This window comes from Methanococcoides methylutens (genome assembly GCF_000765475.1).
Taxonomy (GTDB): Archaea; Halobacteriota; Methanosarcinia; order Methanosarcinales; family Methanosarcinaceae; genus Methanococcoides; species Methanococcoides methylutens.
The window spans coordinates 120,952-135,501 of record NZ_JRHO01000002.1 but is presented as its reverse complement, the minus strand read 5'-3'; the positions used below and the strand labels follow the sequence as shown (position 1 = coordinate 135,501).

General features: G+C 39.6%; 15 protein-coding genes, 1 tRNA gene and 1 pseudogene. 6 read left to right on the top strand and 11 right to left on the bottom strand.

Translation table 11 applies throughout. The annotated features are described in order from the left end of the window. Positions 1–53 precede the first annotated feature (53 nt). Entirely contained in the window at positions 54–800 is a 747-nt protein-coding gene (locus LI82_RS00735; protein ID WP_048193049.1) for an MBL fold metallo-hydrolase, read from the bottom strand. An 81-nt stretch (positions 801–881) separates the two neighbouring features. Here LI82_RS00735 and LI82_RS00730 point away from each other — a divergent pair. Further along, positions 882–966, top strand: a tRNA-Leu gene (locus LI82_RS00730). An 875-nt stretch (positions 967–1,841) separates the two neighbouring features. Here LI82_RS00730 and LI82_RS00720 read toward each other — a convergent pair. Further along, positions 1,842–2,360 (bottom strand): annotated as a pseudogene (locus LI82_RS00720) (CRISPR-associated endonuclease Cas1); the annotation flags it as partial. A 42-nt stretch (positions 2,361–2,402) separates the two neighbouring features. Continuing rightward, positions 2,403–3,698, bottom strand: a complete 1,296-nt coding sequence (locus tag LI82_RS00715; RefSeq protein WP_048193047.1) for an APC family permease — start codon at positions 3,696–3,698, stop codon at positions 2,403–2,405. Between the two features lie 40 nt (positions 3,699–3,738). Here LI82_RS00715 and LI82_RS12975 point away from each other — a divergent pair, with 40 nt between their 5' ends. Next, complete coding sequence (locus LI82_RS12975; protein WP_160174924.1) at positions 3,739–3,876, top strand: hypothetical protein; 138 nt, start codon at positions 3,739–3,741, stop codon at positions 3,874–3,876. Positions 3,877–3,893: 17 nt separating this feature from the next. Here LI82_RS12975 and LI82_RS00710 read toward each other — a convergent pair whose 3' ends face one another. Next, positions 3,894–4,076, bottom strand: coding sequence for a hypothetical protein (locus tag LI82_RS00710; protein WP_048193046.1), 183 nt, complete (start codon positions 4,074–4,076; stop codon positions 3,894–3,896). Positions 4,077–4,258: 182 nt separating this feature from the next. Between LI82_RS00710 and LI82_RS00705 the strand changes: the two genes are divergently transcribed. Further along, positions 4,259–5,011, top strand: a complete 753-nt coding sequence (locus LI82_RS00705) for a class I SAM-dependent methyltransferase (RefSeq protein WP_048193045.1) — start codon at positions 4,259–4,261, stop codon at positions 5,009–5,011. A 68-nt stretch (positions 5,012–5,079) separates the two neighbouring features. Then, on the top strand, positions 5,080–5,784 hold the full coding sequence (locus LI82_RS00700) for a class I SAM-dependent methyltransferase (RefSeq protein WP_048193112.1): 705 nt from the start codon (positions 5,080–5,082) through the stop codon (positions 5,782–5,784). Between the two features lie 94 nt (positions 5,785–5,878). On the opposite strand, the gene LI82_RS13280 is transcribed toward LI82_RS00700, so the two are convergent. The 7 genes from LI82_RS13280 to LI82_RS00675 form a co-directional block, all read right to left on the bottom strand. Further along, on the bottom strand, positions 5,879–6,586 hold the full coding sequence (locus LI82_RS13280) for a universal stress protein (protein ID WP_201770284.1): 708 nt from the start codon (positions 6,584–6,586) through the stop codon (positions 5,879–5,881). A gap of 5 nt (positions 6,587–6,591) precedes the next feature. Continuing rightward, positions 6,592–7,608 carry an APC family permease gene (locus tag LI82_RS13275; protein WP_236622634.1) on the bottom strand — a complete coding sequence of 339 codons (1,017 nt, stop codon included), beginning with the start codon at positions 7,606–7,608 and terminating at the stop codon, positions 6,592–6,594. 260 nt (positions 7,609–7,868) lie between these two features. Then, positions 7,869–8,123 carry an amino acid permease gene (locus tag LI82_RS13270; RefSeq protein WP_201770283.1) on the bottom strand — a complete coding sequence of 85 codons (255 nt, stop codon included), beginning with the start codon at positions 8,121–8,123 and terminating at the stop codon, positions 7,869–7,871. A gap of 243 nt (positions 8,124–8,366) precedes the next feature. After that, a complete protein-coding gene (locus tag LI82_RS00690) occupies positions 8,367–9,302 on the bottom strand; it encodes a right-handed parallel beta-helix repeat-containing protein (protein WP_052402637.1) in 936 nt (311 codons plus the stop codon). 121 nt (positions 9,303–9,423) lie between these two features. Continuing rightward, positions 9,424–11,850 carry a plasma-membrane proton-efflux P-type ATPase gene (locus tag LI82_RS00685; RefSeq protein ID WP_236622630.1) on the bottom strand — a complete coding sequence of 809 codons (2,427 nt, stop codon included), beginning with the start codon at positions 11,848–11,850 and terminating at the stop codon, positions 9,424–9,426. Positions 11,851–12,322: 472 nt separating this feature from the next. Then, on the bottom strand, positions 12,323–12,529 hold the full coding sequence (locus LI82_RS00680) for a helix-turn-helix transcriptional regulator (RefSeq protein ID WP_048193044.1): 207 nt from the start codon (positions 12,527–12,529) through the stop codon (positions 12,323–12,325). Further along, entirely contained in the window at positions 12,526–12,924 is a 399-nt protein-coding gene (locus LI82_RS00675) for a hypothetical protein (RefSeq protein ID WP_052402635.1), read from the bottom strand. Before LI82_RS00675 ends, LI82_RS00680 begins: the two co-directional genes overlap by 4 nt. Positions 12,925–13,174: 250 nt before the next feature. Here LI82_RS00675 and LI82_RS13520 point away from each other — a divergent pair, with 250 nt between their 5' ends. Further along, entirely contained in the window at positions 13,175–13,864 is a 690-nt protein-coding gene (locus LI82_RS13520; protein ID WP_210409204.1) for an APC family permease, read from the top strand. After that, positions 13,764–14,540: an APC family permease gene (locus LI82_RS13515; protein ID WP_201770286.1), complete on the top strand. Its 777-nt coding sequence runs from the start codon at positions 13,764–13,766 to the stop codon at positions 14,538–14,540. Before LI82_RS13520 ends, LI82_RS13515 begins: the two co-directional genes overlap by 101 nt. Positions 14,541–14,550 lie beyond the last annotated feature (10 nt).

The window sequence follows — 14,550 nt, the reverse complement described above, 5'->3', positions numbered from 1 at the left end:
TCAACAGGTTAGACCAGCTTTAATAGGTCGATCGCCTCTCCCATCGGAGTCGATCAGATCTCAACAACCATGAGGTCGGAGGGTATGTGAACCTCCCCCTCGAACTCTTCTTTCAGATATTCAAGAGCTTCTTCTTCATACCCCTGCATGTGAGGATAAAGGTGGGTAAGATACACTGCCCTGATGCCGGAATTCCTGATGTAAGGTCTCAGCATGTCAGGCGTGGTGTGATTCGTCATCTCAAATTCCAGCGGGAAAGAGCACTCGTGGATAAGCATGTCACAACCCTGAGCCAGTGCCATGATGTCGTCACACGGCTCGGTATCCCCTGAGTAGACTACTGTCTTATCTTCAGACCGTACCTGATAAGCCAATGAGGGCACGCTGTGTATTCCGGCGGCACATTTCACATCACACACATCGATGAGCCTGAACTCTTCCTCCGGCGCGACCTCAACGACATCGACGCTGACCTTTTCCTTCATGTAAGGATAGATGTCCATGAGCCTGTCAAGCCACTCCCGCGTGCCTGAGGGACCATAAATGGTGGAATCGAACTTATCACACAGCCAGTTCGCCTTGAGAAGGCACATAACATCAGCCACATGGTCCAGGTGCAGATGCGAAAGCACAATTGTATTGATGTCCGTATGCGAGTTCCCGCTCTCGAATATCCGGTTCAGGACACCTCCTCCGCAGTCGAAAAGGACCTTCTTCTCATCGATCTCCATAAGGAGTCCTGATTGCACCCTGCCCTTTTGTGGTATTGCCACACCTGTTCCAAGAAATGTTATCTTCATGTTTCATAAGAATAAGGCTTAAGTAACTTAACTTTAATTATGGGGTGACCAAAAGCATAAGGCAGCCGTTCTAATTCTCATGCGGGGGTCGCCCAGCTAGGTCAAAGGCGCCAGACTTAAGATCTGGTATCGAAGGATTTCGAGGGTTCGAATCCCTCCCCCCGCACTTTTTTGAAGGGATATAGGTAACTGTAAAAAACGGAACTCTTATTTTTAATTTATACTGTATTGAAAAAAAACTGAACATACATATTTATTATGTAAAAGAACTATTCCAAATTATGAGAATATCCAATAAAATTATCTTTTGGATATATTATATTTTCTAAATTTAAGTAGGTGCATCCATGATTAGTAATGTTATGTTTAGATACTGGTATTTAGCTCTGATCACTATAATCCCTTTTTTAGTTATTCTTGGACTACCATTCATTGAAAATGTTTTTGCATCTAAGAATAAAAAGCAATCATTAATTGAAATTCTCAGCTACTTTTCCTTGAAATCAGACATATTACCGTCTTTAAAAGGTGTTATTTTAGGATGGCTGGTGTCATTCATTGCAGTAGTTATAGGTTTAGTAGCCGCGTTCGCATTAGATTATATGAATCGCCAAATTGATTTTTTTTGGAACCTAAAATATTACATACTTGATAATTTTCGAATAGAATATGAGGCGGTAATTCTTTTTTTGGTAATTATTGGAGTCACAAACCTACTTCCTAGATTGTTTGTAGGGAAAAAGAATTGGGACTGTAAAAGTGTCAGAGGCGTTACAACTGACCATACTAGCCAATTATACAAAGAGTCAAATAGAATATTTAAATTCTTACTTTCTTACATTACACTTGTTAATTCAGTAATAGTTTATTTATTAATTGCATTAAAACTTATGTATATCAATCCAACTCCCGAGAATGATTTCATGGGTGGGGATATCGAAAATCTGATATTTGTGAGTGCTTTGTGGTTGATATTTTTCTTTTCATCATTGAACTTATTGATCAAAGTGCGAAAAAGGAAGGAACTATTACTAAAAAAGATTAATGAGCTTGAAATTTCCCCAACATCTCCAGCCTTTCCCTCATATGAGCATTAAGAGTAAATGGTTTATCAGCTTCAGCATTTTTCTTCATGTAATGCAATGTTCCCTTAGAAAATCCCATCTTCTTCCACTCAGAATAAGATATACTCAGTATCTTCTGCCTGATTTCGTCAGAATCATCCCTCTCAGCCATATAAACAGGTTTGCTGAACTCAACAGTTTTCCTTTTCCCGACAAGATGATGACTTAACCCCCTTGCCTTGAGCAACAGTACAGATCCCCATGAACTATTCTTTTTCCTGTACTCAACCTTCTCATTCATTACTGAATTGAACTCTTCAGTAACCTTCCTTGCTCCAGTAGGTCTAAGCCTTAGCGAAAAGCTTTCAGTCCTCACAAAGTATTTGTTATCCATAGCCCCTTTTTCAATAAGGTTCATAACAGTAAGATCAACAATAAATCTGAAAGGTTCTTGGAGATCATAAGCAAGACTATTCTTACTTGGATTCATCTCATGAAGGAAACCTTTCTGGGTTAATTATCAGAATACACATTTTATTTATTTGACCTGTCTTAAATTACTTTGGCTCTTTAACCCGATAAATACTATCAAGACACCTACAAGCAATAAAATAAAACCATAGACAATGACCTCAAGACTCAGGTGTGCAAAGAGCAAAAGGGCACATAATATACCAAAAATTGGTGAAAGGGGAAAACGGCCTATGTTAAAGGGAATCCTGAATGGTCTTTCGATATCAGGCCTTGAGTACCTCAACCATATCAGTGAAAGATTGATCGTTATAAAGATGATAAAGACCATGAAATTGGTCATATTCGCCACGAGCGCGATATCGCCTATGAAAACAAACATTATTGAGAGTAATGTGAACACCAATATAGAGACCCATGGAGTCCTTGTCCCCGGATGAACCCAGGAGATCAATGAGGGAAGTGAACCGGATTCAGCCATACCATAGAGTATCCTCGAGCCCCCGATCTGCATAAGCAGAACGGTATTGGCAGTCGAGAAAAGAGCTATCAACGAAAGGATGACAAATGCATTGCTGCCCAACGCCACGGATGCAACCTCTGCCAGGGGAGCCGAAGACGTTGACAATATCCTCCAGTCAAGGACACTCACAGCAGCCAATGCAACAAGCATGTAAAGCAATATAGTGGTTGCAATGGCAATTATAAGGGCTCTGGGTGTCGTCCTATGGGGGTCCTTTGTCTCCTGTGATAGCTTTACTATCTCCTCAAAGCCGAGGAATGCAAAGAAAACAAGCGTTGATGCCTCAAATATGCCTGACAGGCTCTGTATCTCCAGATAGTCCACAGAACCCATATAGGGAAGTCCTATGGAGATTATCACAAGCAAGCCTATGATCTCGATGACGGTCATAAGAATAGCAGCCCTTGCAGATTGCTTAATACCCACGAAAAGGATCAATGTGAACAGCAGTATAAGAGCGATAGCTGAGGGAATAACAGGTGTGTGAAACAGAACCTCGAAATATCCCGCAAAGCCCAGGGCAACGGTAGAGCCTGAAATGATCTCCACGAAAACGACCAGCAGGCCTATAAGAAGACCCGGGAACTCACCGAAGGCATTCCTGACATACTCATATTCGGCCCCTGCCTTGGGGAACATGGATGAAAGCTCCATGTAACTTATAGCGGTAAGCCCGGCAGCAATGGCAGCAAACAAAAAGGACAACCAAAGGGCATTGCCCGAAAGACCTGCTGCCTTTCCAATAAGAACATATATACCGGCTCCCAGTATGCTTCCCACACCACTGAGTGTGATCTCCAAAAGCCCAAGCTCTCTTTTAAGAGTAACCTCTTCTCCCATTAAATCCCAAATAAAGTTAATCCCTGAAAATACAAATAGTTTGGCAGTAGTTGAAGATGTCGATGGAGAAGGAGATTTGGTGGTTCACTTTAGAGTCCATGAAACTGGAATAAATTCAATGGTTATGGAAAAAGGGATGATTATCAATTTAGAAAAATTAATGCTGCAATACTTTTAATTGCTACATGTTTATTTTTACCCTGTTTTTTCCACAATTAATAGAAAGTCTACTTTAGCTGTTGCTCCCATGAGTTGGAAAGTAGGTTTAACATTTGGAATTACTGCAATTACTTCTCCATTAAGGTTATTTAAAAACTGTTCCAAATAATCCTGCATATTATCGCTTTTGACATCTATGCGATGGACTTTATATTTCATAATATTGAATATATCATAGGGATTATATGAACTGTTCGTAGAAAAGTTGGGTGTTGAGCGCAACTTGAGATCATATAATCTTTGTTATAAAGCTTGAATAATCTTAAGAAACACATTGATGAAAACGCAATCATTATCAGGAGACCACAACAGATTTATGCAATTATCTGTTCGATATATTTGTGACAGAATCACCGATTTTTGAGATATTTGATGGATTGCCCAGACAGAGTCCGGGTAATAACAAGTGTACTGAAAAAGCTTTTAATTTGCTTTCTTCCCTTCCTGCAGGCAGTAAGATCCTTGACATTGGTTGCGGTGTGGGTATGCAGACAATTCATCTTGCGAAGATCTGCAACGACTGCCACATCACTGCAACTGACATTTACCAGCCTTTTCTGGATAAGCTGATGGAAAATGCAGTTGAAGATGGAGTCAATGACAGGATCACCACGGTTCGTGCTTCCATGGATGACCTGCCTTTTGAAGCAGGAGAATTCGATCTCATCTGGGCAGAAGGCTCTATCTTTGTCATTGGTTTTGAAAAAGGGCTTAGCTACTGGAAACAGTTTCTGAAAGAAGGAGGTTATATGGCACTGACAGAAAGCACATGGTTCACAGATGAACCTTCTTCGGAAGTTATTCAATTCTGGCAGGACTGTTATCCTGATATCAAGAACATACCTGATACTGAAAAAGTTATCCTGTCAGTAGGATATGATCTCATTGACTGCTTTAAATTACCAGCTTCTGCCTGGTGGGATTTTTATGCCTATCTGGAAAAAAGAGTCGATGACATCAGTGATAGCTATAAAGGAAACACCGAGGCAGAAGAGATACTTAGTTTTAACAGAAGAGAGATAAAGATCTTCAGAGAACACCCGGATGAATATGGTTATACGTTCTTCATTTTACAGAAGAACGCAGATAAATGACTCTGAAACTCAAACAGCAATCAAAGAAGAAATACCTAACATTGGAATTGAGAAAAGGAGAATTATGCATGAAGAATACTCCAGTTTGGTTATTTGATGAGATGAAACATGTCGGAGTTGACTATTCAGCCCAAAACGTTGTTGAAGATTATGACAATCGCCATCAGGGATTCAGAAACTTCAAGCAGGAAGCGACCCAAATCTATAATGATCTTAACCTATCTGCCGAGTCAATTATTGTAGACCTTGGATGTGGCACAGGTGGGCTGAGTATCCACCTTGCCCGGATGTGTAAACATGTTTACGCCGTTGACATTTCAAAAGAGATGCTTGCTGTTCTTGAAAAGAAAGCAACACAAAAAAGTATAAAAAATATTACAACAACTCATGCCGGTTTCCTGACATATGATCACAAGGGAGAACAAGCGGATGCAATTATATCAAATGTCGCTTTACACCATCTTCCCGATTTCTGGAAACAGCTAGCTCTTTGTAATTTCTATGAGATCCTTAAACCCGGAGGGAAATTATTCCTTGGGGATGTAGTGTTTGGATTTCAACCAAAAGAATATGAGAATGAAATAAACGACTGGCTTAATAATATGAGAAACCTTGCAGGAGATGCGATGGCTGATGAGGCTATCACTCATGTTCGCGATGAGTACAGCACCTGGGATTGGATAATGTGGGGAATGCTTGAGAGAGCAGGATTTACTGTAAATAAAAAGCTAGAAGTGATGAAAAATACATGTGCTTATATCTGCACAAAATAATATTACTCCTAACCTGGAGTTAAGATAATTTATTGAGTATTCTAAATTCCCAAAAATATATCGTGTTTAAAACCAGTTTAATACGGAATTACCTTCACTTCTTAATGACATCAATGAGCTTTACCCATTTCCTTGTCATTATGACAGTAGTATCACTGTTGCTGATGATCTTTTCAGGGAAAACACCCATCAGGAAATTTTTAAGGAATGGTCTGGTAGTGGCACCAATAAACACCACATCCTGCTTCTTTGCCTCATTGGACAGACCTTTTTCTATGTTGTCTGATACGGTAAACTTCTGCGTGTAATCCACACCTTCAAAGAAGCCCTCAAGGTTCCTGAAACCTTCCATAGCCCTGTTTTCATCATCAGCAGACCTGCCCACATTGAACATGGTCACATTTGCGTTTTCCGCAACAGCCAGGTCCCTGGCAAGTTCGGCTGCAAGAGAGGCATGTGGCCCTCCTGCAGTGGGCAACAATATATTCCTGACCTTCCTGAGAGACTTACCCGGACCAAACCTGGCAATAACAACGTCACATGAAGCCTTGAGTAAAATAGGATCCAGGGTACTTCCAAGTACAAAGTCACGGCGGAAAGTCCTTCCCCTCCAGCCCATTATAAGCATATCAGGTTTTTCTTCCTCGATGGTATCAAGAATTGAATCAGAAGCATTCCTTCCAACTTTAATGACGCCTCCTGCAGGGACATCAACAGAATTTATAAGTTCTCTCATCAGGGAGCGCTTCTCATCCACATATGCATCAGAGGCCGAAAGAGGGGTCTGTTCAGGGAAGGTCAAAACCTTCAGGAAGACAATGTGAGCTTTTTTTCCTTTGCAATCATATTGGCAAGATCTGCGAGGTTTCCTGCATTAGCGATATTCTTTATTGGAACCAGTATCTTGTATTCTTCCTCAGCAAATGGTTTTTCCTCATAGAGCTTTTTTATGAGATACTTCGAGCGTCTCTTGATTTCTTTCTCAGAATAAGAGAAGTAGAAGAATGAACCGGCAAGTACCCAGAATATTGTTATTCCTGCAACAAATGTTGTGTGTTCGATCTCTGTAACAAGATAATAACCAATGACAAGCTGGACTATTATTGCAAATATTGGAAGATAAGGAGCAAAGGGCATCTTAAAGGCCCTTTTTAGATCAGGTCGTCTGAACCTCAGTATAATAAGTACGGAATTAACCAGAATGAAGAGGATAAGGAACATTATGTCAGCTGCTGATGCGACGGTTTCAATGGGTGCGAGGGTCATGGATACAATGATGAAATAACTGAAAAGAATAGCATAATGAGGTGTTCTTCTCTTTTCATTTATTCTGGAAAGAGCTTCCGGCAGATAACCCATCCTGCCAAGGGCAAACGCAACCCTGGAAGAAGAATAAACAGTAGCATTCATAGCGCTTATCGTAGAAACAAGACCGCCCGCAATTATAAGGACAGAACCGAATGCCATTATCTGATCTGCAACCCGTATCATACTGAACTCAGCAAGTTCTCCAAGATACATCCAGCTGGGTACACCTACCTGAATAGCACCTATCAGAGCAAAGGCCACCATTATATAGATGATAACAGCAACCCAAAGAGATACCAGTACTGCCCTGGGTATGTTCTTCTCCGGATTTTTAACCTCTTCACCGCTCTGAACAATTATCTCATATCCTTCGAATGCTATGAATGTAAGTCCCATTGCAACGAGAATGCCACCAAAACCATTAGGAAGAAACGATGGGTCATTAAGGAAAGCAGCAGACCAGTCAGGTTTGAGGAACGTTTTGTAAATTCCAAAAGCCGCGAAAACTACAAGAATAGCAACTTTGAAAAGAGTTACTATACCTCCAATTTTCCGCTTTCTTTTGCACCAAGATAATTAAGGTAGGCCATGAGAGTGACAATACCAAATGCAGAGATGCTCAGCAAAGTGCCCTGTGGGATTCCTTCATATCCGAGAAAATGAACTACAAGTTCGGAAAAGAATGCACCGAATGTTACCGCATACAGGGAACATGCTATAGTATGGGCTGCCCAGTCGATCCAGCCGGCAAGGAATCCAAAATGGTTTCCAATACCTTACTTTATCCAGAGATAGCTTCCACCTGCTTCCGGAATGGCAGAACCAAGCTCTGCATATGCCAGCCCGGTAAAAGTTGCAACTATACCATTCAGGAGAAATGCAAGAATGACTGCAGGGCCTGCAATTCCTGTGGCAATACCGGTGAGAGCAAAAATACCTGCACCGATCATGCCGGCAATGCCTATCATTGTTATATCAAAAAGCGTTAAGTCCCTGCTCAGGCTTACCCGAATATCATTATCTCCTGACACATTAATTTAGAGAAACGACTTAATTAATAATATTTTCCATATATTACTCACTATTCTGTGTAACAATGCACCAATTTATTGAAATATAGATAAACGGGAAAGAGAAATCACAAAATTTTCAAATATCCCTTATCCTATTATGATGGCATCCACTCTCAAAATCTCTTAAATAGCTCTATGTGAGAAAACTTCCGGTTACTCAAGGTAGAATATATTGAAGAGACGGGTAAAAAAAATTAATCGTTATTTTTTTTCTTTCCTCATGAATAAGCAACAGATTCCAACCATGATCAAGGTAATTAAATTATTAACGAATGGTATCCTGGAGACTTCTCTATTACTGATGTGATTATTGTAAATATGATTTTCAGAATAATCTGCTTCGATCCCTTCACTATTATTTATCAGAAAATTATCGTTCAGTGTATTGTTATTGGATATATCTAGAGAGATTCCATTCTTGCCGTTTGAGCCTATACTGTTATTGTTGATCAGATTATTGTTGGAATTAATAAAGGAAATTCCATCCAGACGGTTTGAATTAATTGTATTGTTGCTGAATCTGTTGTTGTTGGATGCCTCCAGAACGATTCCATTCCATATGTTAAAGTATATACTGTTATTTCTTAGCTCATTATTATTTGATCGCTCAAGAAAGATGCCATCGAAAGTGTTTGATTTTATAGTGTTATTGATAAGAATGTTATTACTTGAAGAAACAAGTTCAATACCATTCTCATTGTTTGACAGGATGTTGTTGGTAATTATACATTCTTCAACTTCGTCGAGATAAATCCCGGCTTTTGAAGGTCCATGGGTACCTGTTATGCTAAACCCCCTGATGATCACATTATTTGAGGTTATATAGAAAACATTATCATTTTCACTAGCTTGAACAGTAGTTTTATCAGGAATTTCGGAATTGGATACTATTGTTAATGGCTTGTTTATGTTCAAATTTTCATTATAAGTGCCAGGGTTAACAAGAATAGTATCTCCGGAATTTGAATTGTCTATAGCATCCTGTATGCTGGTATAATTTGCTTCCGGATCGTCGTTAACAGTGATAGTGGCAGCTGAAGAAGCACCTGTAATAATTATCAGGAAAAATAATGTTATCAACAATTGAATCATTTTATATCTGCTTAACATCCCCATCATCCTTTTACGAAGCATCATCGATCCCCACATGTTATCACTATTAATTCCTATGTTGCGAAGCAGGTAAAAACCACACGGTTATCTTATTCGCAAAATAATTTAACTGGTTATTGTAATTAATGAATTTGTCATGATCATTTTACCTGTGAAATCTTATACCTGTGTGGTTAAGCAATTCGTAAGCGCGAACTTTTATGAGATCAGTTATAATAAAAGCCGCCAATGCATACCCCCAAACAAACAGTGCCAGATTCCATCCCATTGCAGGGAGTAAAATCCCGTAAACAGTGATTATGGTGGCAATTAGTTGTGTAGCTATAACTGCTATAAATAAGGGTGCTGCTGGTTTTACTGACCAGAAGGGACCTTTTGTTCTTGCTACAAACATTGTTAAGTGGCCAGCTACAGAGAGCTTTAGATAGATAAAAGACTGGAGAACTTCATGGTTTAAGTGAAAAACATGTAAGCCTATATAAAGGATTCCAAATGATGTAGTAACTCCAATGATTCCAAGTATCGTAGCCATACTTAATAAAGTTCGCATATCCCATTTTTCCGGTGTATCAGAATATATGACATTATCGTAAGCAATGGTCATGATCGGTGCGTCATTTAGAAGTGCTAACAAAACTATCATTAAAGCAGTAACAGGATAGAACTGAAATACGATGATGGAAAGAGTTATGAAAAGCAGTATTCGAATTGTTTCAGCAATACGATAGATGGAATAATTGTTCATCCGCTGGAATATTTTACGACTCTCCTTGATCGCATCGATAATGACGGAAAGTCCGGGCTTTGTTAGCACGATGTCAGCAGCGGATTTGGCTGCATCCGTAGCACCGGCAATAGCAATACCGGCATCGGCCTTTTTTAGGGCTGGTGCATCATTGACCCCGTCGCCTGTCATACCTACAATATGATCCTTACGCTGTAGTAGTTCAACAATATGGTACTTATGTTCCGGGAATACCTGGGCAAAACCATTTGCAGTTTCAACAACATCCTGTGCTTTCCTGTCGGGCATATCCAGAAAGGAGGTAGCAAGCGCGATTTCTGGGTTTAGATTTACTTGTTTGGAAATCTCCTTAGCAATAGCTAGGTGATCACCGGTAACCATTTTGACATTCACGCCCATGGATTGTGCTTTTTTGATAGTTTCTTTGGAATCTTCGCGTGGTGGGTCGTAAAGAGCAATAAGACCGGCAAAATGCCAACTTCCTTTGTCATCGGTTCTGGCAACACCTAATGCCCGATATCCTTTGGAAGCAAAATTGTTAACATCTTCATCAACCTGTGCACTGGATGTATCTTTCCTGTTTATAAGAGACAGAATTACCTGGGGTGCCCCCTTAGTTACCTTGAACCGATTTCCATTGGTATGTTCTATTGTAGCTTCTGTCATTTTTGAAACGGGGTCAAAAGGTTTGAACGCAATTACCTTGTAGCTACCAGTTATCCCGTCAAAATCCTGTATAGTTTTGGTTTTCGTAACAATTGCATTATCAATAGGATCCTGATTCTCTTCTCTAGATGCCAAGGTGGCAAACAGAAGCACATCTTTTTCTGAAAAATCCTGGAAGGGCTTTATTTCGGAAAGGACCAGCTCATTTTTAGTAATGGTGCCCGTCTTATCTGAACACAAAATATCCATTCCAGCCATTTCCTCGATAGCAGCAAGTTTAGTAACGATAGCTCCCTCTTTAGCCAGAGATATCGCACCTACCGCCATAGTCACCGAAAGAACTGCCGGTAAGGCTGCCGGTATAGCTGCTACAATTAGTACCAGCGCAAATTGGGAAAAATCCAACAGACTTTCATGACGATAAAGCACCACAAAAAATATCAGGACTACAAGTACAAGAGCAAAAGCAATCAGATAGTCACCTATCTTGATGACAGCCTTCTGGAAGTGGCTTTGGGTTTTGGCTTCTTCCACCAGCTTAGCGGTCTTGCCGAAATATGTTCCCATCCCGGTGGCAACTACCAATGCATCCATTTCACCCTGACGGATAACGGAACCGGAGTATGCAATATCAAGAACATGCTTTTCCACAGGGAGGGATTCGCCGGTTAATGCAGATTCATCTACCAGCAGATAATCTCCACTTATGAGTTTAACATCCGCGGGTAAAATATCACCTAGACGGAGACGTATCACATCTCCAGGCACTATTTCGCGAGCAGTGACTTCAAGCCATTTGTTATCGCGAAGCACCCTTGCTTTCACGGCCAATTTCTGTTTTAACAATTCAATAGCATTGTCTGCTTTGTGTTCCTGCCAGAATCCTACCATGGCATTTAACATCAGCAGCGAAAAGATAATCGAAAAGTCCTCCCACCGATGGAGGATTGCAGATAGGATTGCTGCGATTTCGATCATCCATGGAATGGGTCCCCAAAAATAGCTTAAGAATTTGACAATTGAGCTGGTTTTCTTTTCAGTAATCTCATTAGGCCCATATTGCTGAAGTCGCTCTTCTGCTTCTGAAGCAGAAAGACCCTTTTCACCCGATGAAAGCTTTTCCAGTATTTCACTTATGGTTGCGTTCTTTGCCTCTTCCATGCTTATGAAAGTTTGAACCATGGTCATTCTGCCTCGTTACATTTCCTTTCATCAAAGAGCATTGCAGTAGCTACTCCGATCTGAATTAAAGCAAGCATTGTATCAAATTCCAATGATTTTGAATAACTGGCCACCTGTACCCCCAAGGCACGTGTTAATTTAATTTAGTCTTTTATTGGTATATATGATTGATGGATACTGGTTATTTTAAAGGCTAAATATTTATACTGCTTCTTTGTTACAATATCGAGTGAATAATATGAATAACCTGGCAAAAATTCTAGTTTTAGTAATGTTTGTTCTTTATGTAGTTGGACACTTCGTTGCTTGATTAATTCGGGTTTCTATAGAAATGTGGTTCTTTAGAAACTACATAATTTAACGATAAAATGCAATTTTAACCACAAATTCAAGGGGATTTTGTGGTCAATTTTTGGTAAAAAGAGATGTAATGTTCTGAATATAAATGATCTTATTCCAAATCCTCATCTTCAAAGATAAACAGCTCATCGATGGTTGTTTCTAATTCTCTTGAAACTTTATAAGCAAGCTTGAGTGAAGGGTTGTATTTCCCCTTCTCCAGAAAACTGATTGTTTCCCTGCGCACCCCTACAATATCAGCAAGCTCTTGCTGGGTGAGGTCATACCGTGCTCTTAGTTCCTTGATTCGTGTTTTCATTCAACATCTCCTTTTCTCCTGAAGTAGAGCTGGAACAGGTTGGCCGTGATTATCATTACAAAAAATACAACTCCTATCACACTGTTTACATCAAGGGAAATTATTTCAAAATAATTCATCCAGAACATACCAGTAAGAACAAAGAAAGTTGTAATCCATGAATAAGACAGGCTAATTGAACCAATTTTTCTGCTCCATTCGTCTTGTATTGGACCTTCCCCGTATTTAAGGGCATAGAGAATTCCATACAGAATAATAACAGAACCCATTGTAACAAGAGTTATAGTTATAATCTGATCAAGTTCCATAAATATTTCCACAAATATTCCTACGAGTAGAATCAATGTACCTGCAAGAATTCGATTCCTGTATTTTTTTGGCATGTTTGCTGACATACTAACACCTTGTGATTTTCAAAGAAATGTTTTTTATTTCTAATATTAAGTTATATATTTTTAATATAAATAGTTAGCTATATCTAACATAATATTAGATATATATAATGTCTGGTAATGAATTTAACTTAAATTCAGAAATAATATTCAAAATCCATCGACACTTCTTTCGGATATATACTAAGGCTTGAAGGCAGAGTTATTTCGACTACAAAGTCACTCTTTTGACTTTAAATAAGGGACTTTATGATTGAGCCCAAGATTTGGAATTACTTTTTATAGCAAACCGTACAAAAGTTCTTTTGGGTTTTTAATGGTTGGAAACAAATCAATGGGCTTATGGTCAGCTACTTCGATTGGTGTTGGCGCAATGGTTGGTGCAGGGATCTTCTCGATATTTGGAACTGCAACTCAGATATCTGGCAATGCAGTTTATATATCGTTCATCATCGCTGGATTGATCGCTCTATTGAGTACATATTCCTATGCAAAAATGGGTGTCAGGTATCCTTCTGCGGGTGGTCCTGTTGAGTTCCTTGTAAGGGGTTTCGGAGATGGTGTATTGAGTGGGGGGTTGAACATTCTTCTCTGGACCGGTTATATATTTGGACTTGCTCTTTATGCAAAGGGTTTTTCCCTTTATGCAATGACATTCATGCCAGCCGGATCGTCGGCAATCTGGTCAAATATCTTTGCTACTGCAATTATTGTCATCTTTACAGCCATTAATTTTATAGGTGCAAAAGCTGTGGGCAGATCGGAAATCTTTATTGTTTCAATAAAAGTAGGCATCCTAATGCTTTTTGCTCTTGCCGGATTGTTTTTTATAAAACCAGACAATATCTCAATTTCACATTTCACATTTTCCAAACACTCCAAATATACTCTTTGGAGCAGGGATTGTATTTCTTGCCTATCAGGGATTTGGATTGATAACTAATGCTGCAGAAGATATGGAAGATCCCCGGAAAACTCTCCCTAAAGCTCTATATCTGAGCGTACTAATTGTCATCTGCATTTATGTTCTTGTAAGTCTCGCAGTAATTGGAAATCTGTCCATGTCCGAAATCATAAATTCCAGGGACTATGCTTTAGCAGCATCTGCAGAACCGTTCCTGGGAATTGTTGGATTCAAGATAATGGCAATAGCTGCGCTTTTCTCAACATCTTCAGCTATCAATGCATCTCTTTATGGTGGTGCAAATGTCAGTTATCTTATCGCCAAGGAGGGGGAGTTGCCCGAATTTTTTGAGAGGAAAGTCTGGAAAAGAAGTACTGAAGGCTTATTTATTACATCAGGCCTGGTCATTCTGTGTACAAATCTGCTGAATTTAGAAGGGATCGGTATGCTGGCGAGTGCTTCTTTGTTGGTGATATATGTGGCCGTTAATGCGGCCCACTTACGTTTGTTCGGGGAAACAGGTGCAAAGCCATATCTGATATGGTCATCCCTTGTAAGCAGCCTTGTATTCTTCGGAATCCTTGTATATTACGAACTACTAAACTCAATAAAAACCTTATTTGCATTTGCATTTGTCCTCACGTTCTGTTTCATTGTAGAGTGGATCTATAGGAAATACTCCAGAAGAGAAATAAAGACCAGAGAGCTGATTTGATGAGGCAATC